This window comes from Furfurilactobacillus curtus (assembly GCF_045862785.1).
GTDB lineage: Bacteria > Bacillota > Bacilli > Lactobacillales > Lactobacillaceae > Furfurilactobacillus > Furfurilactobacillus curtus.
This window is the reverse complement of the sequence record NZ_BQXO01000001.1, coordinates 311,002-335,476: the sequence shown is the minus strand read 5'-3', so window position 1 is coordinate 335,476 and position 24,475 is coordinate 311,002. Positions and strand designations below refer to the sequence as shown.

Here is a 24,475-nt window from a genome sequence, read left to right as displayed (position 1 = left end):
TTAATAAAGTAGCCTACAATACAAATTGTATCCGCTTAAGTCGTTTAAAAATATGCACATATGAGAAAGAGGTTTTCAGCATGGAATCGACGCCCACTGTTAACGTAATTGGGGCCGGGTTAGCCGGCAGTGAAGCAGCTTATCATCTTGCAAAAATGGGTGTACCAGTACGCCTATATGAGATGCGTCCAACTAAATTGACCCCAGCGCACGAAACAGGTAATTTTGCCGAGTTAGTTTGTACAAACTCTTTACGAGCCAATCAAATTAGTAACGCGGCCGGTTTGTTAAAAGAAGAAATGCGCCGTTTGAACTCTGTTGTTTTGCGTTCTGCTGATGCTAATGCTGTGCCTGCTGGCGGAGCGTTGGCTGTTGATCGCCAACCTTTTGCAGAACAAATTACCGCCGAAGTTAAGGCATTACCTAATGTCACGGTTATCAGTGGTGAGGTCACGGAAATTCCCGCTGGTATCACGGTTGTTGCCACTGGGCCATTAACTGCTGGTCCTTTAGCGAAAGCCATAACAGATTTTACTGGTGAAGATGACTTACATTTCTTTGACGCAGCGGCGCCAATTTTAAATAAAGAGTCGCTTGATTTAGATACTGTTTATCTGAAATCTCGTTATGATAAAGGCGAAGCTTCTTATTTGAATGCACCGATGGATGAAGAACAGTACAATGTCTTCTATGAGGCCCTTATTCATGCTGAAACAGCGGAGGTCCATGACTTCGAGGATAATGATGTCTTCGAAGGTTGTATGCCCGTTGAAGTGATGGCTAAACGTGGTCGACAGACCTTACTTTATGGGCCACTAAAACCAGTTGGCTTAGAGGACCCTCGAACAGGCAAGCGACCATTTGCGGTAGTTCAACTGCGACAGGATAATGCGGCAGGAAATTTATACAATATTGTTGGGTTTCAAACCCATTTAAAATGGGGTGAGCAAAAACGTGTATTTCGACTCATCCCCGGTTTAGAACAAGCGACATTTGTTCGCTATGGCGTCATGCACCGGAATTCTTTCTTGAAATCACCAAAGTTGTTACAGGCAACTTATCAGACCCAGCAAAGAGCGGATTTGTTTTTTGCGGGTCAGATGACCGGGGTGGAAGGATATATTGAAAGTGCAGCTTCTGGGATTGTTGCTGGTATTAACGCTGGTCGATTGGCACTAGGTCAAGAACCAATCATTTTTCCGGAAACAACGATGATTGGTGCAATGGCACACTACATTACTTCCGCAGACGCTGATCGATTCCAACCGATGAATGCTAATTTTGGAATCGTCCCAAGTCTGCCACAACGAATCCGCGATAAACGAGAACGGAACACAGCAGTTGCCAAGCGGGCTTTATCAGTGCTTGATGACTTCTTACCAAAGATTGGCATGACCTTTGATACCAATGATACTGCGATGACCCTCCTTAATTAGGACTGATTCATCGCTTGTCAAGCCCTTGCTAATTTGCTAACGTAGCAACTAGCGAGGGTTTTATCATGAAAGAAAAACAATTCCCGTCAGCGGCTAGTTGGCGGGATCTCTTTTTAGAATATCTCCGTGTTGAACGACGGTACTCTAGTCATACAATTGACGCTTATCGACGGGATATTGATGAATTTTTTGATTTTTTACAGGCTACCGGTGAGTTGCCAACTCAAGCTGCCATGGACGCCTTGGATCACTTAGATATTCGTGTATACTTAAGCGAGTTATACGATCAACAAGATGCTCGGCGGACAACGGCTCGCAAGTTGTCCTCATTGCGCTCTTTTTTTAATTTTCTCGTTAAGAATGATTTAGTGCATGACAATCCGTTTGTTTATATCAATCTAAAACAACAACCGGAAGCATTGCCAGAATATTTGTACGATGATGAGATCACAACGTTGTTGAATACAGCCAGTGGCGATGGAACTAAGCCGTTACAATTTCGAGATCGGGCACTTCTAGAAATGCTGTATGCGACTGGTATGCGCGTATCTGAATGTGCTGAATTAACGTACGCGCAGTTGGATCAGCCAAATTTAATGGTCTTAGTTCGTGGGAAAGGTGACAAAGAACGTTATGTGCCATTTGGACACTTTGCGGCGACGGCTTTAACAACCTATGAGCAACAATGTCGTACGCCACTCATGACCAAATACCACCGAAAGCACGATCGGGTCTTCATCAATCGGCTGGGTAATCCTTTAACAGCGGGCGGAATTGAGTATATTCTTAAACAGGTCATGCAGCGTAGTCACTTACCAGGATCACTTCATCCCCATATGTTGCGGCACTCGTTTGCAACTCAGCTGTTAAATGGTGGTGCTGATTTGCGGACAGTTCAGGAATTACTGGGACATTCAAGCCTGTCAACGACTCAAATATACACTCATGTTAGTCAGGCTAAGCTTCAGGAAAATTATCGTAACTTTTTCCCGCGCGCAGTCGACCATGGTCAAGGCGGTCCCAACGACCCTAAGCAGTGACGCGATCACATCACGCTCGAAGATAAGCCAGCTTGATTTAAAATTGGAGGTTAGAACATGATTACGTTAAAAAACGCTGCATTACGCGTCACCGTCAATGAACTTGGCGCTGAGTTGACCAGTGTCCGTGATATTGAGTCAAATACAGAATACTTGTGGCAGGCAGATCCATTGTTTTGGGGTCGACACGCTCCCGTACTGTTTCCAATTGTGGGTCGGCTTCATAACGATCAGTATCAATTTAATGATCATACGTATCATATGACCCAACATGGTTTTGCTCGCGATCAGGATTTTTTAGTAACCAGTCAGAGCCAAACGAGTGTCACGCTTACGTTAAAAGATAACGACGAGACGCGAGCGCAATATCCATTTTCTTTTCAATTGGATGTGATGTATAGTTTGCTGGAGCGTCAGGTGAGTGTTGAATATCGCGTTGTTAATCCTGGCCACGAACCGTTGCTCTTTTCAATTGGTGGTCATCCAGGCTTCAATATTCCAATGGGGGCCACGACTGGAACCTTTAAGGATTACACAATCTCGGCTACACCAGCGCAACTATATCCTTCCCTAACGTTGGCAGGTCCATTTAGTGATGTCGAAAATCCAACGACCATCAATTTGGAGCGGCCTTTGCAGTTGAATCATAACCTCTTTGAACATGATGCCAAGATTTTAGAGCTCGGTCAGCAGGAAACCACGCTAACATTGACCTCAAATCTAAACGAACGTGGCGTGGCTATGACACTACAGAATGCGGACTATGTGGGGATCTGGTCGCCATTTCCGCAGAAGGCACCATTTGTCTGTATCGAACCATGGTGGGGTATCGCTGATGCCGTGAATAGTGATGGTCAACTTGAACACAAATTCGGTATTCATCAATTAGTTCCCCAATCAATGTTTAACGCGGACTTCAGTCTTGAATTTTTCTAAATTAAATAATTGGTATAAAAAGACGTTTGCTAACGGTTTAAAAACCGCCAGTAAACGTCTTTACCTGTCGTCAAAGTTTGAAATTTATTTTTTGTTGGCTGAGGTTGGTTTCTGGTCAGTTGGTTCGGCGTGATCGTCTGTTTCAGCGGACTTTTGTGGATGCTTTTGCCGATAATGATAGTAGCAGCCAAATGGAACAAGATTTTCCGTGCGTGCCATGATTCGATCGATATTAGCGCGGTGTCGATAAAAGATGAACAGGGTCAAAATGAAAGCGACGGTGGTCAAAATGCCATCATGTAACAATAGCGAGGTAAATGTGATAATGGTCATCGCCCCCATTGATGCCACGGAGACCATACTTGAAAGGTAGACTAAGCTGGCAAAGATAGCGCTGGCAAATAAGAAAAAGGGGAAATTATAACCGGCTAGAATACCAGCACTCGTCGCCACAGCCTTGCCGCCCTTGAAGCCGTCGAAGACAGAGTAGGTATTACCTAAAATAGCTGCTAGTCCAATGAGTAACCCGTTGACGGGCCAACCGTGAATCATTGGTGCACCAAAAAAGGCGACTTGACCTGAAGCAAGGGCACCCTTCAAAATATCTAATGCCATCACAGCTGTCCCAGCTGTTCTTCCCAACACGCGATAAGTGTTAGTTGTCCCAATATTGCCGGAGCCTTCTTGACGTATATCTTTATGGAAAAAAAGTTTGCCAACCCACATTCCCGATGGTATCGCTCCAAGGAGGTAGGCAATGAATAGCATAGTGAGTAGTTTTACCATGATTATCTTCCTTCGCTCGAACTGAATGGCTTACATTTTAGCATGAACCGAAAGGTGTGACCAGCTTGACTGGTAAGTGAATAATGGAGCATCAACAGTTCTAAATGCGGAAAATGGGTTAAAATTACCCATGTCAGCCGTCCAGTTCTATGGTATTTTAATTTAGATAGCCTTTCACAGGTATAGAGATTGACCAGAGATTAATCATATCAATTAATTAGCAATTGTTTTTAAGAGAGGATGTTACCTATATGGCTTCTTCAGCCGATCAGTATGACGCAACAAGTATTCAAATTTTACACGGTCTTGAAGCAGTCCGTAAACGACCAGGGATGTACATTGGCTCCACCGACGCACGTGGTCTTCATCATTTGGTTTATGAAATTGTCGATAATGCCGTTGACGAGGCTTTAGCTGGCTTTGGCCAAGAGATCAATGTAACTATTCATCCAGATAATGCCATTACCGTTAAGGATCATGGTCGCGGAATGCCTGTCGGGATGCATGAGTCTGGAATTCCGACCCCAGAGGTTATCTTTACCGTATTACATGCGGGCGGAAAGTTTAACGATAGCAGTTATAAGACTTCTGGTGGCTTGCATGGGGTCGGATCGTCAGTTGTTAATGCATTGTCAGAGTGGTTGACGGTGACCATCGTCAAAGATGGTGTCAAGTACCAAGAAGATTTTAAAAATGGGGGTCAGCCAGTTGGCACATTAGTCAAGTTGGGCAAGACCAAGGAGTCCAATGGGACCACTGTTTCTTTTAAGCCAGATCCGAGTGTCTTTACAACGACTGTTTATAACTTCAACACACTGGAAGAACGACTACGTGAGTCTGCATTTTTGCTTACCAACGTTAAGATTACGTTAACTGATGAACGTGCTGAACAAGAGCATACAGAAGAATTTCATTATCCTGAAGGCATTAAAGAATTCGTTGCCTATTTGAACGAAGACAAGGATACGTTGGGTGATGTGATGTACTTTGACGGTAGCCGTGAAGGCGTTGAAGTGGAAGTCGCCGCGCAATATAATGATGGTTATTCAGAAACAATGTTATCTTTCGTTAACAACGTGCGCACACCAGGTGGTGGTACGCATGAGGCCGGTCTACGTGCCGCTTGGACCAAGGCTTTCAATGAATATGCCCGTAAAGTCGGTTTATTGAAAGAAAAAGATAAAAATCTTGAGGGATCCGATGTTCGTGAGGGATTATCCGTGATTATTTCATTACGGATTCCTGAATCTATTTTGGAATTTGAAGGTCAGACTAAAGATAAGCTGGGAACTAACGAGGCCCGGACCATTGTTGACAATGTGGTCAACGAACAATTGGGCTTTTATTTAATGGAAAACGGCGAATTTGCTCAGATGCTGATTCGTAAGTCTTTGCAAGCTCGACAGGCTAGAGAAGCCGCTCGAAAAGCACGAGACGAGAGCCGCAATGGCAAAAAGAAGGGGCGGCAAGAACGTCTCTTATCGGGAAAGTTAACGCCAGCTCAGTCTAAGAATGCAGCGAGAAATGAATTGTTCTTGGTTGAAGGAGATTCAGCTGGTGGTTCTGCAAAACAAGGCAGAGACCGCAAATTTCAAGCTATTTTGCCATTACGTGGTAAAGTGCTAAATACGGAAAAAGCGAAGTTACAAGATATCGTAAAGAATGAAGAAATTAACACGATGATCTACACGATCGGGGCTGGCGTTGGAGCTGATTTTAACTTAAAGGATGCCAATTATGACAAGGTCATCATTATGACTGATGCCGATGATGATGGTGCTCATATTCAAATTTTGCTCTTAACCTTTTTCTACAAATACATGCGTCCAATGATTGATGCTGGGCGTGTCTATATTGCGTTGCCACCTTTATATAAATTACAACGGGGTAGCGGCGCTAAGACACAGATTGAGTACGCTTGGACTGACGCTGAATTAGGCCAAAAAGAAAAACAAATTGGGCGTGGTTATTCTTTGCAACGTTTTAAAGGGCTTGGCGAAATGAACGCTGACCAACTGTGGGAAACCACGATGGATCCAACGACGCGAACGTTGATCCGGGTTCGAATTGACGACGCAGCTTTAGCTGAGCGGCGTGTAACAACCTTAATGGGTGATAAAGTGGAACCACGGCGAAAGTGGATTGAAGAAAATGTGGCCTTTAATTTAGAAGAAGATGGGTCCATTTTGGACAATACGGCCGTCAGTTCTGCCCATCAGGAACCTGAGAACGATTTACAGTCTGCCGATTCTACGACAGATATGAAATCAGATGGGCCGACGATTACCGTTTGGGATCAAGATGAAAGTTAAGCGACTGGCAAGTTAGGACCGAAGTTAGAGAGGAGCTGCATCTGTGGCAGAGCACACACAAAACATTCAAGAATTAACGCTTGAAGACGTCATGGGTGAGCGGTTTGGTCGTTATTCCAAATCGATCATTCAGGATCGGGCGTTGCCAGACATTCGTGATGGCCTAAAACCGGTTCAACGCCGGATTTTGTATGCCATGAATAAGGATGGCAATACGTATGATAAGGGGTTCCGTAAGTCGGCGAAGTCGGTTGGGAATGTGATGGGGAATTACCATCCACACGGCGATTCGTCGATTTATGAAGCAATGGTGCGGATGAGTCAAGATTGGAAGTTACGTAATCCGCTGGTCGAGATGCACGGAAATAACGGTTCAATCGATGCTGATCCGCCGGCCGCTATGCGATATACAGAGGCACGGTTGAGCAAAATTGCCAACATGATGCTGCAGGATATCGATAAAAATACGGTTGACTTCGTGCCTAACTTTGATGATACCGAACAGGAACCCACTGTTTTACCAGCGCGGTTTCCGAACTTACTCGTGAATGGGGCCAGCGGTATTTCGGCTGGTTATGCGACAGAAATTCCGCCCCATAATCTAGGTGAGTTAATTGATGCTCTTGTGTATTTATTAGCGCACCCGAACGCCGATACAACTGCATTAATGACCTACGTTAAAGGACCCGATTATCCCACTGGTGGGATTTTGCAAGGTCTTTCCGGGCTTAAAAAAGCGTATGAAACAGGAGCCGGTCGTGTCGTCCTTCGTTCGCAAACGGCGATCAAATCACTCAAAGGTGGCAAACAGGCCATTGAAATTACGGAAATTCCGTATGAAGTGAATAAAGCATTGCTGGTTAAAAAAATGGATGAGATCAGGATTGCCAAAAGAGTCGAAGGTATCGTTGAAGTGCGTGACGAATCAGATCGATCGGGCCTGACAATCATGGTTGAGTTAAAAGGGGACGCCGACGCTCAGGGTATTTTAAATTATTTATTGAAAAATACTGATTTACAAATCACGTATAACTTCAATATGGTGGCGATTCATAACATGCGGCCAGAACGAATCGGTTTAAAGACTGCGTTGCAAGCCTATATTGATTTTCAACGTGAAATCATTACCAAACGAACGCGCTTTGATTTAGATAAGGCGCAGCAGCGACAGCATATTGTTGAAGGTTTAATCAAAGCCTTATCCATTTTAGATCAAGTGATTGCAACGATTCGAGCGAGTCAGAATCGTAAAGATGCTAAGCAAAATTTGGTCAAACAATATGACTTCACGGAAGCGCAGGCTGAGGCCATTGTGACGTTGCAGTTGTACCGGTTGACGAATACTGATGTGACAGAGTTACAAAAAGAACATGATCAACTGACGAAAGACATTGCGCGCTTATCGGATATTTTGGCTAATGATGCATCGCTTCGCCAAGTCATACGTTCACAAATGCAAGCAATTAAAAAGGCGTTTGCGACACCTCGACTAACTAAAATTGAAGCTGAAATTGAGGAACTAAAGGTTGATCGTACCGTCATGGTAGCCGATGAAGAAGTCGTCTTGATGGTTTCTCACGATGGTTACATTAAACGCAGCTCAGTGCGGTCTTACCAAGCGTCCTCCGCTGATGATAACGGATTAAAGGAAGCAGATTATCCAATCTTATTGCGAAAAGTGTCGACACTAGATCATCTGTACATGTTTACCAATCGTGGGAATCTGATTTATCGACCTGTGCATGAAGTCGCTGATGCGCGGTGGAAAGATACTGGTGAACATATTTCTCAATCAATTGGGCTAGCGGATGACGAATCATTGATCGCAGCCTTCACCTTTAACAGTCTCGATACCACTGGGCGTTTTGTGATTGCTACTAGGATGGGATTAATTAAGCAAACCGCATTAGCTGATTTATTACCAGGACGAACTTATCGTAAACATGCTCAAGTCTATGAAAAGTTTAAATCACCTGCGGATTATGTCGTTAACATTCAATTTGTGGATCACGCAGCACCACTAACAGTGATGCTCATGTCACAACACGGCCTCGGCTTACGTTATGACTTAGCTGAAGTTCCGACAAACGGAGCCAGAACTAGTGGTGCTAAGTCGATGGATCTGCGCGATGGGGATATTGTGACGAACCTCCAATTAGTGGCAGACACAGATGAAGTTATGATTGTGACTCAACGGGGGGCGCTAAAGAAGATGGCGGTTAGCGAAGTTCCAGTGACCAGCCGGGCGCGCAAAGGTGTCTTATGCTTGCGCGATTTAAAGGCAGAACCACATGAGATTGTTGATTTCGTGAGCTTCCCTGCCAAGAGTCAGCAACCAGTTGAAATTATTACAAGTCACGACATACGGCATGATATATTGCCCATGGATCATGCATTGAATGCTAGATACTCGAATGGATCTTTTGTAATTGACATTGATACGGAGGGACTGCCAGTTGCCATTCGAATGAAAGCGTTAGCTTTGACGCTCAGTTAAAATGCCTTAACTTTGAGTAAGTCACCAAAAATGGGGACTTACTCTTTTGCTTTTCCGTCAAATCAGTTCGCCTCATGGTAGGTCGATTAGAAAAATTAGGTTTCGGTTATTAAAAAATAATTGCGTTTAAGATTTAATCCTTGCACGGAGTGGGGCTTGCTGCGTACAATTATCGTATTGAAAAGATATAATTTATACATGAAGTGAATACGAAGAAAGGTGGCCATCAGATGAAAAGTAAGCAGGAGACAATTTTCTCTTCGAAAACATTAACCTACTTTTTACAGCTTGCTGACACAATGAACTATACGCAAGCGGCCCAAATACTGGGAATAACCCAGCCAGCATTAACTCAACAAATCAAAAAATTGGAACGTACGGTTGGCGCACCATTATTTTATTCCGTGGGTAAAAAGCTTCGCTTATCTGAAGCCGGTCGAACCATGTTGAATGCGACTCACGAAATTTATGAGGTGTTAAACCAAGCAACGGATGAAATCCAACAATCGACCTCGGCCGACTCTGGCGAGATCAATGTTGGATTACTTACCTCTATTGAATATTCTGTTTTTGAAGATTTTGCGATTCAATATTATAAAGAAAATCCGGATGTGACGATTAGTTTCCACATGTTAACGCGCAAGGAAATTTGGGATCGCTTGGAAAATAATCGGATTGATTTAGCGATTATGTATCTGCCTGACGATAGCATTAAGAATTGGAAACCGTATCGGTCTAAAAAAATCATTACAGAAGACTTATTGTTTATTCACCATAATGAGAAATTCGCTGGTCGTAAAAAGATTCGCTTAAAGGACACCTTAAATAATGTTTGGGTGACCTATCCGCGTGAATACTACTTAGATCAAGTTATCCGTGAAAATTATAAAAATGCCATGGTGGATACACCTAATTCCGTCGCGCGGTTCACGACACCTGATCAAATTTACGAATTTTCTTCAGCAACGGGCGCATTCACGGCCTTGCCAAATAGCTACATTCTGGCTAAAGGGACCCAAGACAACATGTATTCAGCTCAATTTGAACCAGGAATTAAATTTGACTTAGCGTTCGTTTTCCGTAAAGATAAAGATGAGATTCCACGGGTAGGGCGTGTGCTCAATGCTTTTGACCAATATTTGGCTGAACAAGACTACACTACCCGGCTAACTCACATTCATGATGAAAAATATCGTAATAGTGAAGGAGCAAAAGACTAATGGCAAAAGAACTTGTTTTTGGACACCAAAGCCCAGATACGGACGCAATTGTTGCGGCAAAGGCTTTTTCGTATTTGCAAAACCAGCTTGGCTTCGATACAGAGGCAGTTGCCCTAGGTGAACCAAATGAAGAGACACAATTTGTTTTAAATTATTTCGATGAACCTGCACCACGGGTGATCGAAAAGGCGGGATCGGAAGTTAATGCGGTGATGTTAGTCGATCATAATGAACATCAACAAAGCGTTGCTGATATTGATGATGTAGCCGTCACTCACGTGGTTGACCACCACCGAATTGCCAATTTTGAAACGGCATCGCCTTTATACTATCGGGCGGAACCGGTTGGCTGTACGAGTACCATCTTAACGAAGCTGTTTGATGAAAATAAGATTGAGATTCCGACTCAATTAGCTGGTTTGATGTTATCGGCTATTATCTCGGACACTTTGTTATTAAAGTCACCGACAACCACTGATGACGATAAGGCAGCTGTGATTGCCTTAGCTGAAATTGCCGACATCGACTATCAAAGTTATGGTCTTGAAGAGTTAAAGGCTGGTACTAACTTAAGCGCTAAGACAGAAGCTGAATTAGTGCAGCAGGACGCAAAATCATTTGAGATGGGCGGTAAAACGGTACGCATCGACCAAATCAATACGGTCGACTTGGATGAAGTTTTTGCTCGCCAAGCTAAGCTCGAAGCTGCCATGGCCGCTGAAGCTCAAGCAAATGGTTACGATCTATTCTTAGTGCTGGTAACGAACATCTTGGATAGTAATTCTCGCCTACTCGTTTGGGGAGAACCGACAGCTGCGGTTGAGAAAGCCTTCAATACGACACTTACGAACCATACTGCTGATTTACCAGGGGTGGTTTCGCGTAAGAAACAAGTGGTCCCACCACTGCAAGATGCTTTTTAAACATGATTTGAATCTATTGCGCGGGATCCAAATTGGCAAGTTCGCCTGTGAGCGAAGCCAGTTGACTTGGGTCTCGCGTTTTTGCTTCGCGACTGGTTTTTAAAAGGCCCCAATGAATAAGCTTAAATGATTGTATCCGCGTGACGGTCGCGCCATAATGAATTCGTAGCGTTGATCATTAAAATCATTGTTCGGAGGTAGTCACGATGGCAGCACAACATGAATTATCATTTGATGATGAAGTCAAGGCACAGTTGCAACCGTTATTAAAGGGTGGCAATCAACTTTTGTTAAGTTATGACGACGGGGTTGGGCCTTATTCACATCATGGGCTAGTTGCCTTGCAAGTCTCGTTTCAGTTCGTTATTGTTGGCCAAGACGCCGATGTTAGCGATTATGAAGAAACGTTGCCATCCAATCTTGGCCCAGTTCGGTATAAGGGCTATTCTGGTCGTTTTTTAGGTCATAAGTTGCACGCTTCGTTTAATACCTTAATGCATGCAATTAAGTTGTCTGACGAAGGTGAACAAATTGATGATAATGTGGCTGTGATTGTTGACGATACCGCCACTAAATGATCATTGCCCTTCGATAAATCCGATTGTTAATTTGATTCTATTTCCCTTTGGGAGATGGGATCATTTTATTTTAAACGGGCTCAGTTGGTCACTGAGCACATCCCTTGCTTATCTGGCCAGATGGGTGATAATACTTACTTGTAGTAAGGGATTGAACTTAGTTTTTAGATCAGGAGGCTACTTTTATGAGATTAACAATTACACCAGCTGCTCAAGCAAAATTAGCGCCCTTGATGAAGCCTCATACACAATTATTATTAAGCTATGATGATGGCGTGGGGCCTTATTCAGCGGTCGGGTTCTGCTCACTGGATACAGCCTTTGATCTATTGGTAGTTGACCAAGATCAGGGCACGCCTGATTATGATGAGGCAATTGATTCCAATCTTGGCGAAATTAAGGTTAAAGGGTACAGTAAGGCCCAGTTAGCAGAGCAAATGCGGTTGGATTTAAACCCTACGTTTAATACGTTGCGGCTAACCAGCGATCATGAACAGTTGGATCCTAATGTCCAACTAAAAGATCTCACAACACAACAGGTCTAGACGAATTGGGAGCTGATAAAATGGATGCAGATCAAAAAACAGCAGCACTAGCTAAATTATCTAAGGAAGCGTATGCGGTTACGCAGCATGCTGATACTGAGCGACCATTCTCTGGGAAATATGACGCCTTTTATGCAGATGGTATCTACGTTGATATCGTAAGTGGCAAACCACTTTTTTCGTCAACAGACAAGTATGACGCCGGCTGTGGTTGGCCGTCTTTTACGCACCCTATTGATGCCGGATCGATTAAAGAACATCGGGATCGTTCATTTGGCATGGAACGAACTGAAGTGGTGAGTCGTGAGGCAGAGTCCCATTTAGGACATGTCTTTACGGATGGACCGACCGAGGATGGTGGGTTGCGTTATTGCATCAATTCAGCTGCGCTTAAATTTATTCCTGCGGATGAATTAAATTCAGTAGGATATGGTCAATATGCGGATCTATTTCCACAGGTAACCCAGAAGTAGCTTCACAATTTTATCAGGTCTAATCAAGGAGGTCTTTACATGGCGGAAGAGACAGCAATTTTTGCGGGTGGATGTTTTTGGTGTATGGTAAAGCCGTTTGATACGGTTCCAGGTATTAAAACGGTGGTGTCAGGATATACAGGTGGGCACGTGCCTAACCCAACATATGAACAAGTTGCCAGTCATACCACAGGTCACACGGAGGCAGTTAAGATCACCTTTGATCCAGCCGTGATTAGTTATGATCAATTAGTTAGCATTTATTGGCAGCAGACCGACCCAACGGATGCCATGGGCCAATTTCAAGATCGCGGGGATAGTTACCGACCCGTTATCTTTGTGAATAGTCCAGAGCAACGGCAAATTGCTGAAGCTTCGAAAGCTGCGTTGGCGGCCTCAGGGCGATTTGACGAGCCAATTGTGACGGAAATTGAGGCTGCGCAGCCGTTTTATGCTGCAGAGGACTATCATCAAGATTTCTACAAGAAGAATCCTTTGCGATACCAAATGGAAGAAATGGGCGGACGTGAAGCCTTTATCAAACAACAATGGGCTGATAAAAACCGAACAAATGCTTAAACTGATTGACGGTCAGCTCAAAAATCGGTATTCTAAACGTAAATAGTTTCCACTAGGGGTGTCCACATGGCTGGACTGAGACGACTTGGTCGGACCCTTTGAACCTGTAAGTTCAGACTTGCGAAGGAAAGTGGCCAGTGTGATTGAGGAATAACAACGCTGAAGCCTTCGTGGTTTTAGCGTTTTTTCTTGTCCAAATTGGCCGAGGAGGAAAAAATGAATCCAGAATTGTTAGCCGCCATTCGACGGCTTAATCCAGTTGTATTAACCGTTGCAAATGCGGTGACGATTGCAGAGGTTGCCAATGCCGTGAATGCAATTGGCGCCTCACCAATCATGTCAAAAGCACCAGAAGAAGCACCAGAATTAGTGGGGCTGGCAGGCGGTGTAACACTTAACTTGGGGACCTGGACGAAAGCGCAGGTTGATCAAATGGTTGCGGTGGGCCAGGCTGCAAATCAAGCGCAGGTTCCAGTTGTGATTGATCCAGTCGCGGTTGCATTGCCCAAACGACAACAGATCTTTACTAATTTAGTTGAACAAGTTCAGCCATCCATCATCCGGGCTAACGCTGGGGAAATGGCCTTTCTTGCTGGTGAAGATGATACAACGCGCGGTATTGATGCGACCGATTTAACTGTAAACCATGCGTTAGTCGCTGCAGAAGTGGCGAAACGTTTTAATTGTATTGCGGTGATGACCGGCAAAAAGGATTTCATCAGTGATGGCACCAAGACGTTTGTGGTTCATAATGGGACGACCCTATTTGCGACCCATGTTGGTTCAGGTGATATGTTAAGCAGCGTTTTAGGGGCTTTCTTAGCGGTGAGTGAGGATGCCCTAACAGCTGCAGTAACTGGCACTGCCATTTTCGCGGCTACGGGTCAGTGGGTGGCGCAGACTGCGCAACTATCCAATCAGCAGCCAGGAACCTTTGCGGTTAAATTAATGGATGGTCTGGCCGCCGTTAGCATGACCGATTTGAAATCTTTACTTGAGGTGGAGGTCAATTAATATGGCACTAACTGAATCAGTGGCACAATTTCCCCAGGCATTATCCATTGCTGGTTCTGATTCCGGCGGTGGTGCTGGTATGCAAGCAGATCTCAAGACGATTCAAGAACGTCACGTTTTTGCGGCTACGGTTCTTGTCGCGATTACCGCTCAGAATACGCTGGGGGTTCAGGATGCTTTTGCTCTGCCGACAACCTTGATTGACGAACAATTTGCTTCTTTGGCGGCAGATTTAGCAATCAAAGCTTGTAAAACGGGGATGTTGGCAGATGTCGAACGGGTCAAAGCAGTCGTTGCTAATCTCAAGCGTTATAACTTTGGCCCGCTAACTGTTGATCCCGTCATGATTGCGAAGGGTGGCGCACCGCTATTGAGTGAGGCGGCAGTGTCGACGGTTCGCGATGAATTAATTCCTTTGGCGACCGTGTTAACCCCCAATTTACCAGAGGCCGAAGCCCTGACCGGCTTGACGATTACGACCGATCAGCAAATGCACCAGGCTGCTGAACAGTTACAGACGCTAGGAGCGGCCAACGTCATTGTCAAGGGCGGTCACGAAGCCAATCCTGAATTGGCGAATGATTATGTTTTGTTGGCTGACGGTCGATCATTTTGGTTAAGTTCACCTAGAATAAAGACGCACAACACACACGGCACAGGGGACACATTGTCGGCCTGCATTACAGCAGAACTAGCTAAAGGCGCCGATGTTGAAACGGCGATTCGAATTGGTAAGGCCTATGTGTCCGCCACTATTGCCCAAGGGATCGTTGTCGGCCATGGTCACGGTCCCTTGAACCATTGGGCACAGATTCACGAGGGTGACGCTCATGAAATTTAACACGAAGATGTTGCAGGCTTATTTTGTAGCTGGAAGTCAGGATGTGCCGCAAGGACAAACTTTGCCGGAACAATTGTCCGCCGCGATTGCAGGTGGCATCACAGCATTTCAGTTTCGTGAAAAAGGGCCGCGGGCTCTGATGGGTGCTGAAAAAGTCGCCTTGGGTCAAACGTTGCACGAATTGTGTCGTCAAGCAGAAATTCCTTTTTTTGTTGATGATGATGTGGTCTTAGCACGAACGTTACGAGCTGATGGCATTCACGTTGGCCAAAAAGACCAACGAATTGAACAGGTCATTAATGAGTTACCAGGTTTGATCATTGGTTATTCTTGTCATACGGTCGCCCAAATTAACCATGCAAATGAACTTACTGTCGTTGATTATGTGGGTAGTGGACCGGTTTATCCAACCCTATCCAAAGCTGATGCAGATCCCGCCCTAGGAATCTCAGGACTTAAGCAACTTTTGGCAGTGAGTAAGAAACCGATTGTTGCCATTGGGGGCATTGACCAAAATAACTTAGCAAATGTTGCCCAGACCGGTGTAGCTGGTGCCGCGGTCATATCCATGCTGACCCGGGCTGATGATGTCCAAATGACAGCCACAATGTTGCGTCGAACTTTTACCAATTTTGATGCGTAAGACTTCATTCAATTGAGTTGCATCCGCGGTGTAGAATGTCTACACTTATAGCAGACTTTTAAAGACGTAGGTGAAGATATGAAAAATCGACCAAAACCCATTAATCCAGCCATGCCAACCAATATTGCAACCTTGATGATCGCCCTTAGTGTCGTCACCGGGTTACTGGTTGGCTGGTTATTACCGTTTGAATTTGACGGCTCATTCATCTGGGGTGTCATCGTTGTGTTGGCGTTCAATGGTTGCTTTGTTGTGCTTTATCGACGCTATACAATTAACAAGCAAAAGGCAGTGTTGGCCCAACAGGCAGCTGCAAAATCTGAGACCACGACTTCTGAAAAATAGTTGTGACGGGTAGACTGACAAAGTGATACAATTAATTTTGTTCCGGGCCCGTAGCTCAGTTGGGAGAGCGCCTGCTTCGCATGTAGGAGGTCGACAGTTCGAATCTGTTCGGGTCCATCTTTTTACGCTGAATCGTTGCCCAGTAGTAAAAGTGGCGGTTTACAAACGTTGATATAACAGTGTTTCGCTAATTTCGGCTAATCGACTCAATGAGTCCATCGCCAAAATGATGCCAATTTTGATGCCATAAAAGCACCTCGACAGTTTTGTCGGGATGCTTTTTTGTTTCATTTATCGGCTCGTCGTCAGGAAAACTATAAAGCTGGCAGGCCTTTATGAATCATCTTAGCAGGAAATAAAAGCTAGTTTCGTTACATTTAATACTAAAAAAGGGGGCTGAACGTGCGTGGAACTGTTTTAAATATAACTGACGCAAAACGATTCTGATTAGTTAGGACCATGATCTTGGTTAACCCCAATTGGATCAATCCACGAATGTGGGACTGGCGATTTCATCTTTTAACATTCGTTCAGCCTGCTGTAGTTTTATTATTCGTTGTTCGAGCTTTCTCAGTTCATCAGTTAATAGCGTTGCACGTTTATTGCGAATTTCTGGATCATTGTGATTCAATTGAGCAACTTTCTTTAGTGTGGTAATCGAAACGCCACTTTCTCGCAATAACTCGATGTTTTTAAGCCATTGAACATCAATATCTCGAAAATCACGAAAACCGTTGGTATCACGTGGAATGGTACATAGAAGTCCCTCTGAATCGTAATAGCGAATCGTGGAAACGGTTAGGGAGGTTAACTTGGCGGCAGTTTGAATTTTCATTATTTAGGCTCCAATAGCTGTAGCGGTGTGGTGCCAGCAAATAAATCAAATGCTTTATTTTTGAAATTGTCATTCATCAACGCGTCAACGAGAACTTCGGCAACGTCGGTCCGCGAGATCTGAGGCACATTGTTTGCTAAACTGGCAGTGCGGGTGGGAGCTTGATCGGTCAATATTGCTGGCCGGACAATTGTGTAAGTCAGCCCACTACTCTTTAAAATTCGTTCAGCATAATATTTAGTGACGTAATATAAAGGAATATCATAAACATCAAAAGTTGAGCGAGATCCTGCGCCGGCAGCCGACTCCATAATAAATTGGGGAATATCAAGTTGACGAGCAACATCCATCATTTTTACGGCACCGTCTAAATCAATCCAAACGGCATCTTGGGGACGAGCTTGGCTCGCTCCAGCGGTAAAAATTAGCGCATCAATGTTTTGAGGCAATTTTTTGACTAAAGTTGAAACGTCTTCATTCACTAAATCGATGACAACCCGTTCAACGGATGGGATGTTCGCCAATTTGGCTGGATTATGGCCGGTCGCGACGACATGATGTCCCTGATCCTGCAGTTGTTTAACGACTGCCATTCCATTACGTCCAGTGGCGCCAACGACTAAAACATTCATGATTTGATGACCTTCTTTTACTAGGATGTCGCTATCGTACACCTTAAAGTGAACTTTAGGTCAAGGACAAATTTACTCAGCTGATGGCTGATGACTTTCACCCCATAAACAGATTGCGTCCAACACGGGAAGCAGGGATTTTCCCCGCGAGGATAGTTGATATTCGACGTGAGGCGGAATTTCCGGAAATTGATGTCGTGTAATTAAATGATCATTAGTTAAACCCTGCAAGGCATTGGTCAACGACTTAAAACTGATTGCACCCATTGTGCGTTTTATTTCATTGAAGCGTCGTGTACCTTGAATACTTAGTAAATATAAGATTTCGATCTTGTATTTGCCACTAATCTCACTAAGCGTGTAGCTAAAGCCAGTTTGACTTAATTCTGCTGGTAAAAGGCAGTCCTTAAATTCGTTAGACATAACGGTATTACTCTCCTTTAGGTGAGTTACTTACAATAAATTGCGTACTTGTTTGACATTATTTGATATGAGATATTTTTCTTATCAAATTTAGGGAGGACATTTTTAATGAAAACAATTGTCTATGCTCATCCGTATGAAGGCAGTTTAAATCATGCCTTGTTAAATGAAATCACCGGCAAGTTTAAGGAAAACCAAGACGATTATCAAGTGTTGAATCTTTACGCAGATTCGTTCAACCCAGTATTATCGTCGCAGGATTTGTATAATTACAATCAAGGTATTTCAACCGATCCACTCGTCGAAAAATATCAAGCAGCGTTAGCTAAAACAGATGAATTAATCTTAATTTTTCCTATCTGGTGGTATGGTCTACCTGCTATGTTAAAAGGTTTTCTTGATCGAGTCATGTTGCCGAACGTTTCTTACGATTCGGACGATAATGGGCTGTTAACTGGAAAACTAACCAATATTAAACGAGCAACCGTATTGACAACTGCGGGATTATCTAAGCAACATTTCCAGCAGCTTAACGCTGCCAATGTTGAAAGTACGTTGATCAATGTTATTTTTAAAGATCTCGGAATTGGCCATCAATCGATTAGGTGGTTCCATTATGACACGATTCATCATGATCATGCTGATAGTTCAAGTTACTTAGAGTCAATCATTGATAAAATTTAGGCTAAAAGTGATGCTAGACCCCTGAAATGAGGCAACGTTTGATTGCTTTTACCATATTTTCTATGTAAATTAAACAGTTGTATCAATGGTTTGAAAGGGCACTCACCTCATGTGAAGTGTCTTTTTGTGGTCAACAGGCCTAAATGTGAATGATTATCATTGAGCATTTATGGTAAATTAGAAACTATCAAACAAAAACAAACGTGATTAATTGAACTCAACCAATTTCGTGGATGGCTATCGGAGGCTAAGCTTATGTTTACACACCAAATAGACGCGCATCTGGCACTTAAACTCATGACTGAGGAGGATGCGGATTATCTTTTTGACATTATCGAGCAAGATCGTCGACAACTACGAAGGTGGATGCCGTGGACTGATGCAACACAGACGGTTGCTGATGAGCTGAAATTTATCCGGTTTGCTCGTCAAAAGTTTGCCAGCAATGAAATGTTACCATTGACGATTGTCATTGATGGCTTACCAGTCGGCTGTATTGATTTACATCGTATTGATCGTGAACAGCAACATGCAGAAGTTGGTTATTGGTTGAAGGCAAAAGCCCAAGGCCATGGCGTTATGACTCGATCAGTCAATCGTTTATTGACAATTGGCTTTGATGAGTTAAATCTACACAAGATTATGCTAAGAGCTGATGTTGATAATCATCCGAGCCAGGCGGTCGCCCAACGACTAGGGATGCAACAAGAGGGCGTGCTCCGTGATCATGTTTTAGTCAATAATGAATTTCGAAGCCTAGTTGTCTTTTCAACGCTGGAAAACGAGTGGGAAGCACACGAATAAACAGGATTCAGTGGGGAATCCCCTAGTCATTGACGCCGTAATTGAGTACAATGGTCTTAGCAAATATTTAATATTTCCAACCGGTCTAATTTCAAACGGTCAATGACCGTAACTTAATCGAGGTGACTCACATGATCGATCCACATCAAAAACAAACCGAACAAACTGATGCCGAATTGCCTAATCAATTGCGAGTTATCACGAATCAAGCAACGGTCATTGCAAACGACCAAACAAGTTATGTTGGCGGTCCGCGTCTGACTAAAACAAGTTTTGTTAAAGCGGTGTTTGACGCAACCGGTCAGGCAATTGACCCTAAACAGGTCAGTGTTGATTTAAGCAATATCAACTGGGCTCGTCCTGACGATTATCGAGTTAACTTAAGATATGCTAATCCTGGGAAGACAGTGTCCGCAACGGCTCACTTACATCTATTTTCACTGAACGGTCGTGATGTAACGATTCATGCTGGGGAGCCCTTGCCAGTCAGCAGTGAGTTTGTTAGTGAATTAGTGGATCCTGGACACCCTGATGCACGTCAAAACGCTCAACTTGTGTTTGACGAACCTGTGGCTAGTTTCCAACCCGGTCATCGTTATGGTGCGATGTTAACCTACACAGTCAATGGGATTACTGCCGCTGCTCATCAAGTCCTCCAGATTCTGCCTAATTTAGTCTCAATTATCACAGCAAATCAGACCACTTATGTTAATGGACCGAAAACAAATTCTGAACGGTTTATTCGGACTTTATGTGACGCAGATGGGCGTTTAATTCCGGCTGAAAAGGCGGTTGTTGACATGTCAGCTGTTGTTTGGAATCGTGCTGGACGTTATCCGGTGGAAATTTCCTATACAGATCATGGAAAATCCATTCATCGAACTGCTTATGAAAATATTTTCGAACTGGCAGCTCACAATCAAATTGTTGTCGTCGGGGATGGGGATCCCATTCCGGCTCGTTACGTCGCCTTAGCTCGTGATCACTATGGTCGGGATCGAACTCGCTGGACGGCAATGACTTATCTGGATCCGTCGGCCAACCACCAATTGCCAGGAACTTACGATGTCCGCCTTAGTCTGGAAGTTAATGGATCGGTCGCCACGGTTCATCCAACACTACAGGTACTTCCTGAAATCTTACGGCCACTCAATAGCACTGCGGCGTGGACCATGCCGGTGGGACGGCATGGTGAGCCGTTGACGGAAACGCAAATTTTAGCAGCACAAAGCTTACGGCATAGCTTACGGCACACATCTGAGTCACGGGTTGCCAATAACGCGGCTAAAACTGCCGATAAATTGACCTGGTGGCAACGAATCTTTCATTGGGTTAAAAAGGGTTAAAAAATGATTCGCCCGTGAACGAGTGGTTTAATTTCGACCTTGGCATTAAAACAAAAGCTGAGGTCGTTTTTGATCGCTTAAAAAATTAAAATAGAATTGGACTTATATTTCATATGAACGAAATGAACGAAATTTTGGCTGAACAATTTTTAATTTCCGATCTTTCTAATGACCAACAGCGCATGATTAAAGCGATAAACACCTATATTGGCCAGTCTTTGGCTGGATCTGACCATGCGGTTGCTGTTATCCAAGGGGCAGCTGGGACAGGGAAGTCCGTTGTCTTAATGGACTTGGTGAAGCAGTATCTCGCTGACAAACGTTATAAGAGTGCGCTGGTGGTCAATCATCCGGAGCTCTACAAAGCTTATCGTGAGTTAGGTGCTGGTATCCCGGGAGTCAATTTACGCGATATTCGACGGCCAACGTCGTTAATTAATGAAGCGCAAAAGCAGCACCAACACTATGACGTGGTTTTTGTGGACGAAGCTCATTTGTTGTATTCAAAGTCCGAACCATATGCGCACTACCGCGGGCAAAACCAGCTTACCGATCTGATTAGTTTAGCCAAGGTCGTGGTGGTCGTTTATGATTTTGACCAAGTATTTCAATCAAAAATGTATTGGTCCAAAGAACTCTTGTTCAAGACAATTGGGCAGCATCCTTTCAAACAATTCGATATGACTTTTCAATATCGGATGGTTGCTACTGCTGCGCAGGTCAAGTGGATCGATGATTTAACCGCTCAACGGCCATTACGCCCGTTTCCAGAACAACCTCCATTTGACTATCAATTTTTCGAAACCGCTGGTGCTATGTTTGAAGCAATTAAGGCAAAAAACAAGGCGGCCGGCATGAGCCGGATGGTAGCAACCTCTGGCTTCCCACGGATTGATGGCCGCCATAATGTCGAAATGGACTCTTTTTCACTACCATGGGATGAATGGGACCCACAGCGAACACATTGGGCGAAGCGGGAATATTCGATCAACCAAGTGGGGACGATTTATACGTTACAGGGGTTTGATCTAAACTATGTTGGCATGATTATTGGTCCATCTTTTGGCTATGATCAAAAGACAGATACGATGACCATTTTGCCAGATAAATACTCACATAAAGAGATCTTCAAGAAACGACCTGATATGAAATTTACCCAGCAACAATACAAAATGTTTATTGCAAATGTTCTCAATGTATTGATGAAACGGGGCAAGTACGGTTTGTATTTGACTGCTTATGATGACGAACTGCGAGCACGTTTAGCGACGCTGTCAAAGAAAGCATAAGTAAATCGACAAACAGGGTTAAGTAATAATTAAGTAAGAATAGAAAAGCAAGTTAACGCTAGTGTTATGGATAAGCTTTAGCCATCGTGCTGCCGGCTTTAAGACGTAAATTTAGCCAGAACTTAGGCTTTCAGCTGCAAACTTCCGTGAGACTACTTTACCAAAGTTATTGATCGTCCCGTTGAAACAGCTATTGAGCCAATGGCAGCCATTATTACTAATGTTTATTTTCGATTCAAATTGTCAATCTACAGACGACTGTGAATATTCATGGATTTAGCTGGTTAATAACGACTGAGTTAAAGTTAGCCAGAATTGAGCCTCGATAGTTTTTGAGCAGTTTTTGAGCCTAATCTTGATGACGAGATTTATCAGCATTTTAAACTGATAAAGAGAAATTGAACACGATTAAAAAAAGCCATTTACTGAAGTATCCGTACTAACACGGAACAACTTCAGTAAACGGCTTTTTAAAGATTGAGTTTCTAGAGAGCCGTTTAATCAGGCTAAGATACAACTTAGCATAATATATATTATGTAAACTAGACTAACATAAATTTTGTGTATCAAATTTAAACGCGTGTGATTCACCCCTTTTTGTCTGTCTTTAAATGGTTAATCGTTAACCAACTCGGTTCTCCGTTCGAGAAAATCAACTATTGCGCAATAGCAGTGCTCATCACGAACAAAGTTGTCATGTGACTATAACGACACAAAAACGATCCACACTGGCTTGCAAGTGGCCCTCGCGTGAATCGTAAGGCGTTATTCTTTTAAGCTGGCAAAATTTGCACCGTCGTCGTTCGCGGCCCATCAGGTTCTTTAGCAATCATGATGTTGGTCGAGGTTTGATCCTTGGCTCCATACTTGTCTTGATAAGCTTGATCAATATTGGTCATTAAGGTTTCGTCATCAGTTTCAGGGATCCACCGAAAGTTGACTGTATAAGTTTGACCACCGAGTTCAATTTTGCCAGCTTGCTGCTGTTTAGCTGCGGCAAACCATCGTGATTTTTGTCCGTAGCCAGCTCGGATATAAAGACCGTCGTCCACGACAACTGACCAAATATAGGTTGGTGTGCCAGTGGTTTTCATGTCTTCGTGGAATGGTGCGACATGAAAATCATCTAGTGATTTGAATGCTTCTAACTGCGTGGTTGTCCAATGCTTGTCTGCCATAGTTATTGCCTCCGTTTGTGCATTAATTAATTGTTGGTTGCTTAATCCAGTTCCAGTAGCCATATTCAGTATAGTTGACTGATTTCAAACTGCCAATAAACAAAGTCCCCCAATTGTTTACTGCGCCTGTTAAACTAAAGTCATGATTAATAATTATGCAATTAAATGACCCACTACAATACTGCCAGGGGTTCTTTGCGAGTCGGCGTTGGAAAGGCAGCCGCTAATTGTCGGCGTTCTTGATCCGTTAGCTGAATTTTTCCAGCGGCTACATTAACCAAAGCGTGCTGGCGTTGGCTTGTTTGCGGAATGGCCAAAACTTGCTGGTGATCGACCACCCATGCCAACATGATGGTAAACACGGATGTCTGGTGCGCGAGTGCAATTGTCTGTAAGATTTTGTTTTGCCGTAATTGTCCACCCAATTGATCCCCTTGAGCGATCGGTGAGTACGCAATTAGCGGCAGCTGATGCTGCTGTTGCCACGGTAACAGGTCAAACAACGGTCCACGATTTTGTAAGTTGAACAGGACTTCGTTAGCGCTGACGTTTTCACCATGTGGGACTGACAGTAATTCTTGAAGATCGGCAACGTCAAAATTAGAGACGCCCCAACCACGAATCTTCCCCGCCTGTTTGGCATCCTCTAAGGCCTGAACGGTTTCGGACAATGGAATCGTTCCGCGCCAATGTAACAAATATAAATCTAGGTAATCAGTGCCTAACGCCATTAACGAGCGATCTAGCCGTTGCGGCAGTCGTTTTGCACTAGCATTTTCTGGCAAGACTTTAGAGATTAAATACAAACTGTCTCGTTGCATGTTGCTAATGGATTCACCAACCAATTTTTCTGAACGTCCGTTACCGTACATTTCTGCGGTGTCAATGACGCTAGCACCGGCGGAAATTCCCGCCTGTAATGCTGCAAGTTCTTGTGGACGTTGCCCAATTTGGTCTCCCATATGCCAGGTTCCAAGCCCAATCGATGGCAATTGTTTGCCATTAATCCTGACAGTTTTCATAAAATGAACCCCTTTCGTAAATTAACGACTGCATCAAAAACCATAGTTTAAGTGCCGAACAAAGGACTAAAAACTGAGTTAAACTTAGTTATTT

The 24,475-nt window shown here is 43.8% G+C and carries 25 protein-coding genes, 1 tRNA gene and 1 riboswitch; of the genes, 20 read left to right on the top strand and 6 right to left on the bottom strand.

Annotated features, from left to right (window positions below):
* Nucleotides 1-80 precede the first annotated feature (80 nt).
* The 3 genes from trmFO (at nucleotide 81) to ACKTR2_RS01810 (ending at nucleotide 3,412) form a co-directional block, all read left to right on the top strand.
* The gene (gene trmFO / locus ACKTR2_RS01820; RefSeq protein WP_407882324.1) at nucleotides 81-1,436 is read left to right on the top strand and encodes an FADH(2)-oxidizing methylenetetrahydrofolate--tRNA-(uracil(54)-C(5))-methyltransferase TrmFO; all 1,356 of its coding nucleotides are present in this window, start codon (nucleotides 81-83) and stop codon (nucleotides 1,434-1,436) included.
* A gap of 65 nt (nucleotides 1,437-1,501) precedes the next feature.
* Complete coding sequence (gene xerC, locus ACKTR2_RS01815; RefSeq protein WP_407882323.1) at nucleotides 1,502-2,476, top strand: tyrosine recombinase XerC; 975 nt, start codon at nucleotides 1,502-1,504, stop codon at nucleotides 2,474-2,476.
* A gap of 57 nt (nucleotides 2,477-2,533) precedes the next feature.
* Nucleotides 2,534-3,412, top strand: a complete 879-nt coding sequence (locus tag ACKTR2_RS01810) for an aldose 1-epimerase family protein (RefSeq protein ID WP_407882322.1) — start codon at nucleotides 2,534-2,536, stop codon at nucleotides 3,410-3,412.
* 84 nt (nucleotides 3,413-3,496) lie between these two features.
* Here the strand turns inward: ACKTR2_RS01810 and plsY are convergent, their stop codons facing one another.
* Entirely contained in the window at nucleotides 3,497-4,198 is a 702-nt protein-coding gene (gene plsY, locus ACKTR2_RS01805; RefSeq protein WP_407882321.1) for a glycerol-3-phosphate 1-O-acyltransferase PlsY, read from the bottom strand.
* Between the two features lie 251 nt (nucleotides 4,199-4,449).
* On the opposite strand from plsY, the gene parE reads away from it, so the two are divergent.
* The 13 genes from parE to ACKTR2_RS01740 all read left to right on the top strand — a co-directional run bounded on the left by parE (nucleotide 4,450) and on the right by ACKTR2_RS01740 (nucleotide 16,285).
* The gene (parE, locus tag ACKTR2_RS01800) at nucleotides 4,450-6,510 is read left to right on the top strand and encodes a DNA topoisomerase IV subunit B (protein WP_407882320.1); all 2,061 of its coding nucleotides are present in this window, start codon (nucleotides 4,450-4,452) and stop codon (nucleotides 6,508-6,510) included.
* Nucleotides 6,511-6,553: 43 nt separating this feature from the next.
* Nucleotides 6,554-9,007 carry a DNA topoisomerase IV subunit A gene (gene parC / locus ACKTR2_RS01795; RefSeq protein ID WP_407882319.1) on the top strand — a complete coding sequence of 818 codons (2,454 nt, stop codon included), beginning with the start codon at nucleotides 6,554-6,556 and terminating at the stop codon, nucleotides 9,005-9,007.
* Between the two features lie 230 nt (nucleotides 9,008-9,237).
* Nucleotides 9,238-10,227 carry a LysR family transcriptional regulator gene (locus ACKTR2_RS01790; RefSeq protein WP_407882318.1) on the top strand — a complete coding sequence of 330 codons (990 nt, stop codon included), beginning with the start codon at nucleotides 9,238-9,240 and terminating at the stop codon, nucleotides 10,225-10,227.
* The gene (locus ACKTR2_RS01785; RefSeq protein ID WP_407882317.1) at nucleotides 10,227-11,150 is read left to right on the top strand and encodes a manganese-dependent inorganic pyrophosphatase; all 924 of its coding nucleotides are present in this window, start codon (nucleotides 10,227-10,229) and stop codon (nucleotides 11,148-11,150) included. Before ACKTR2_RS01790 ends, ACKTR2_RS01785 begins: the two co-directional genes overlap by 1 nt.
* Nucleotides 11,151-11,356: 206 nt before the next feature.
* Nucleotides 11,357-11,728, top strand: coding sequence for an iron-sulfur cluster biosynthesis family protein (locus ACKTR2_RS01780; protein WP_407882316.1), 372 nt, complete (start codon nucleotides 11,357-11,359; stop codon nucleotides 11,726-11,728).
* Nucleotides 11,729-11,913: 185 nt separating this feature from the next.
* Nucleotides 11,914-12,273 (top strand): iron-sulfur cluster biosynthesis family protein, encoded by a 360-nt coding sequence (locus tag ACKTR2_RS01775; protein WP_407882315.1) that lies wholly within the window; start codon nucleotides 11,914-11,916, stop codon nucleotides 12,271-12,273.
* A gap of 20 nt (nucleotides 12,274-12,293) precedes the next feature.
* Entirely contained in the window at nucleotides 12,294-12,746 is a 453-nt protein-coding gene (gene msrB, locus ACKTR2_RS01770; RefSeq protein ID WP_407882314.1) for a peptide-methionine (R)-S-oxide reductase MsrB, read from the top strand.
* A gap of 39 nt (nucleotides 12,747-12,785) precedes the next feature.
* Nucleotides 12,786-13,325 carry a peptide-methionine (S)-S-oxide reductase MsrA gene (gene msrA / locus ACKTR2_RS01765; protein ID WP_407882313.1) on the top strand — a complete coding sequence of 180 codons (540 nt, stop codon included), beginning with the start codon at nucleotides 12,786-12,788 and terminating at the stop codon, nucleotides 13,323-13,325.
* Nucleotides 13,326-13,369: 44 nt separating this feature from the next.
* Nucleotides 13,370-13,471, top strand: a riboswitch (TPP riboswitch).
* Nucleotides 13,472-13,541: 70 nt separating this feature from the next.
* Nucleotides 13,542-14,339 (top strand): hydroxyethylthiazole kinase, encoded by a 798-nt coding sequence (gene thiM / locus ACKTR2_RS01760; protein WP_407882312.1) that lies wholly within the window; start codon nucleotides 13,542-13,544, stop codon nucleotides 14,337-14,339.
* A gap of 1 nt (nucleotide 14,340) precedes the next feature.
* Nucleotides 14,341-15,180, top strand: a complete 840-nt coding sequence (gene thiD / locus ACKTR2_RS01755) for a bifunctional hydroxymethylpyrimidine kinase/phosphomethylpyrimidine kinase (RefSeq protein ID WP_407882311.1) — start codon at nucleotides 14,341-14,343, stop codon at nucleotides 15,178-15,180.
* Nucleotides 15,170-15,823, top strand: a complete 654-nt coding sequence (thiE, locus tag ACKTR2_RS01750; protein WP_407882310.1) for a thiamine phosphate synthase — start codon at nucleotides 15,170-15,172, stop codon at nucleotides 15,821-15,823. The genes thiD and thiE overlap by 11 nt, the downstream gene beginning before the upstream one ends.
* Before the next feature lie 78 nt (nucleotides 15,824-15,901).
* Complete coding sequence (locus ACKTR2_RS01745) at nucleotides 15,902-16,168, top strand: hypothetical protein (RefSeq protein WP_407882309.1); 267 nt, start codon at nucleotides 15,902-15,904, stop codon at nucleotides 16,166-16,168.
* Between the two features lie 44 nt (nucleotides 16,169-16,212).
* Nucleotides 16,213-16,285: transfer RNA gene (locus ACKTR2_RS01740), tRNA-Ala, on the top strand.
* Nucleotides 16,286-16,652: 367 nt separating this feature from the next.
* Here the strand turns inward: ACKTR2_RS01740 and ACKTR2_RS01735 are convergent.
* The 3 genes from ACKTR2_RS01735 to ACKTR2_RS01725 form a co-directional block, all read right to left on the bottom strand.
* Entirely contained in the window at nucleotides 16,653-17,003 is a 351-nt protein-coding gene (locus ACKTR2_RS01735) for a MerR family transcriptional regulator (RefSeq protein WP_407882308.1), read from the bottom strand.
* Nucleotides 17,003-17,635 carry an NAD(P)H-binding protein gene (locus ACKTR2_RS01730; protein WP_407882307.1) on the bottom strand — a complete coding sequence of 211 codons (633 nt, stop codon included), beginning with the start codon at nucleotides 17,633-17,635 and terminating at the stop codon, nucleotides 17,003-17,005. Before ACKTR2_RS01730 ends, ACKTR2_RS01735 begins: the two co-directional genes overlap by 1 nt.
* A gap of 72 nt (nucleotides 17,636-17,707) precedes the next feature.
* Nucleotides 17,708-18,058, bottom strand: a complete 351-nt coding sequence (locus ACKTR2_RS01725; RefSeq protein WP_407882306.1) for a winged helix-turn-helix transcriptional regulator — start codon at nucleotides 18,056-18,058, stop codon at nucleotides 17,708-17,710.
* Nucleotides 18,059-18,166: 108 nt separating this feature from the next.
* Between ACKTR2_RS01725 and ACKTR2_RS01720 the strand changes: the two genes are divergently transcribed.
* The 4 genes from ACKTR2_RS01720 (at nucleotide 18,167) to ACKTR2_RS01705 (ending at nucleotide 22,181) form a co-directional block, all read left to right on the top strand.
* The gene (locus tag ACKTR2_RS01720) at nucleotides 18,167-18,742 is read left to right on the top strand and encodes an NAD(P)H-dependent oxidoreductase (protein WP_407882305.1); all 576 of its coding nucleotides are present in this window, start codon (nucleotides 18,167-18,169) and stop codon (nucleotides 18,740-18,742) included.
* A gap of 255 nt (nucleotides 18,743-18,997) precedes the next feature.
* A complete protein-coding gene (locus ACKTR2_RS01715; protein ID WP_407882304.1) occupies nucleotides 18,998-19,546 on the top strand; it encodes a GNAT family N-acetyltransferase in 549 nt (182 codons plus the stop codon).
* A gap of 131 nt (nucleotides 19,547-19,677) precedes the next feature.
* Entirely contained in the window at nucleotides 19,678-20,892 is a 1,215-nt protein-coding gene (locus ACKTR2_RS01710; RefSeq protein ID WP_407882303.1) for a hypothetical protein, read from the top strand.
* Between the two features lie 122 nt (nucleotides 20,893-21,014).
* Nucleotides 21,015-22,181, top strand: coding sequence for a DUF2075 domain-containing protein (locus ACKTR2_RS01705; RefSeq protein WP_407882572.1), 1,167 nt, complete (start codon nucleotides 21,015-21,017; stop codon nucleotides 22,179-22,181).
* 773 nt (nucleotides 22,182-22,954) lie between these two features.
* On the opposite strand, the gene ACKTR2_RS01700 is transcribed toward ACKTR2_RS01705, so the two are convergent.
* Nucleotides 22,955-23,359 carry a DUF2255 family protein gene (locus ACKTR2_RS01700; protein WP_407882302.1) on the bottom strand — a complete coding sequence of 135 codons (405 nt, stop codon included), beginning with the start codon at nucleotides 23,357-23,359 and terminating at the stop codon, nucleotides 22,955-22,957.
* Nucleotides 23,360-23,532: 173 nt separating this feature from the next.
* Complete coding sequence (locus ACKTR2_RS01695; protein ID WP_407882301.1) at nucleotides 23,533-24,381, bottom strand: aldo/keto reductase; 849 nt, start codon at nucleotides 24,379-24,381, stop codon at nucleotides 23,533-23,535.
* Between the last annotated feature and the right edge of the window lie 94 nt (nucleotides 24,382-24,475).

Coding starts and splice junctions, on each gene's coding strand:
- trmFO (WP_407882324.1), top strand. CDS start 81: ATGGAATCGACGCCCACTGTTAACGTAATTGGGGCCGGGTTAGCCGGC.
- xerC (WP_407882323.1), top strand. CDS start 1,502: ATGAAAGAAAAACAATTCCCGTCAGCGGCTAGTTGGCGGGATCTCTTT.
- ACKTR2_RS01810 (WP_407882322.1), top strand. CDS start 2,534: ATGATTACGTTAAAAAACGCTGCATTACGCGTCACCGTCAATGAACTT.
- plsY (WP_407882321.1), bottom strand. CDS start 4,198: ATGGTAAAACTACTCACTATGCTATTCATTGCCTACCTCCTTGGAGCG.
- parE (WP_407882320.1), top strand. CDS start 4,450: ATGGCTTCTTCAGCCGATCAGTATGACGCAACAAGTATTCAAATTTTA.
- ACKTR2_RS01790 (WP_407882318.1), top strand. CDS start 9,238: ATGAAAAGTAAGCAGGAGACAATTTTCTCTTCGAAAACATTAACCTAC.
- ACKTR2_RS01785 (WP_407882317.1), top strand. CDS start 10,227: ATGGCAAAAGAACTTGTTTTTGGACACCAAAGCCCAGATACGGACGCA.
- ACKTR2_RS01780 (WP_407882316.1), top strand. CDS start 11,357: ATGGCAGCACAACATGAATTATCATTTGATGATGAAGTCAAGGCACAG.
- ACKTR2_RS01775 (WP_407882315.1), top strand. CDS start 11,914: ATGAGATTAACAATTACACCAGCTGCTCAAGCAAAATTAGCGCCCTTG.
- msrB (WP_407882314.1), top strand. CDS start 12,294: ATGGATGCAGATCAAAAAACAGCAGCACTAGCTAAATTATCTAAGGAA.
- msrA (WP_407882313.1), top strand. CDS start 12,786: ATGGCGGAAGAGACAGCAATTTTTGCGGGTGGATGTTTTTGGTGTATG.
- thiM (WP_407882312.1), top strand. CDS start 13,542: ATGAATCCAGAATTGTTAGCCGCCATTCGACGGCTTAATCCAGTTGTA.
- thiD (WP_407882311.1), top strand. CDS start 14,341: ATGGCACTAACTGAATCAGTGGCACAATTTCCCCAGGCATTATCCATT.
- thiE (WP_407882310.1), top strand. CDS start 15,170: ATGAAATTTAACACGAAGATGTTGCAGGCTTATTTTGTAGCTGGAAGT.
- ACKTR2_RS01745 (WP_407882309.1), top strand. CDS start 15,902: ATGAAAAATCGACCAAAACCCATTAATCCAGCCATGCCAACCAATATT.
- ACKTR2_RS01735 (WP_407882308.1), bottom strand. CDS start 17,003: ATGAAAATTCAAACTGCCGCCAAGTTAACCTCCCTAACCGTTTCCACG.
- ACKTR2_RS01730 (WP_407882307.1), bottom strand. CDS start 17,635: ATGAATGTTTTAGTCGTTGGCGCCACTGGACGTAATGGAATGGCAGTC.
- ACKTR2_RS01725 (WP_407882306.1), bottom strand. CDS start 18,058: ATGTCTAACGAATTTAAGGACTGCCTTTTACCAGCAGAATTAAGTCAA.
- ACKTR2_RS01720 (WP_407882305.1), top strand. CDS start 18,167: ATGAAAACAATTGTCTATGCTCATCCGTATGAAGGCAGTTTAAATCAT.
- ACKTR2_RS01715 (WP_407882304.1), top strand. CDS start 18,998: ATGTTTACACACCAAATAGACGCGCATCTGGCACTTAAACTCATGACT.
- ACKTR2_RS01710 (WP_407882303.1), top strand. CDS start 19,678: ATGATCGATCCACATCAAAAACAAACCGAACAAACTGATGCCGAATTG.
- ACKTR2_RS01705 (WP_407882572.1), top strand. CDS start 21,015: ATGAACGAAATTTTGGCTGAACAATTTTTAATTTCCGATCTTTCTAAT.
- ACKTR2_RS01700 (WP_407882302.1), bottom strand. CDS start 23,359: ATGGCAGACAAGCATTGGACAACCACGCAGTTAGAAGCATTCAAATCA.
- ACKTR2_RS01695 (WP_407882301.1), bottom strand. CDS start 24,381: ATGAAAACTGTCAGGATTAATGGCAAACAATTGCCATCGATTGGGCTT.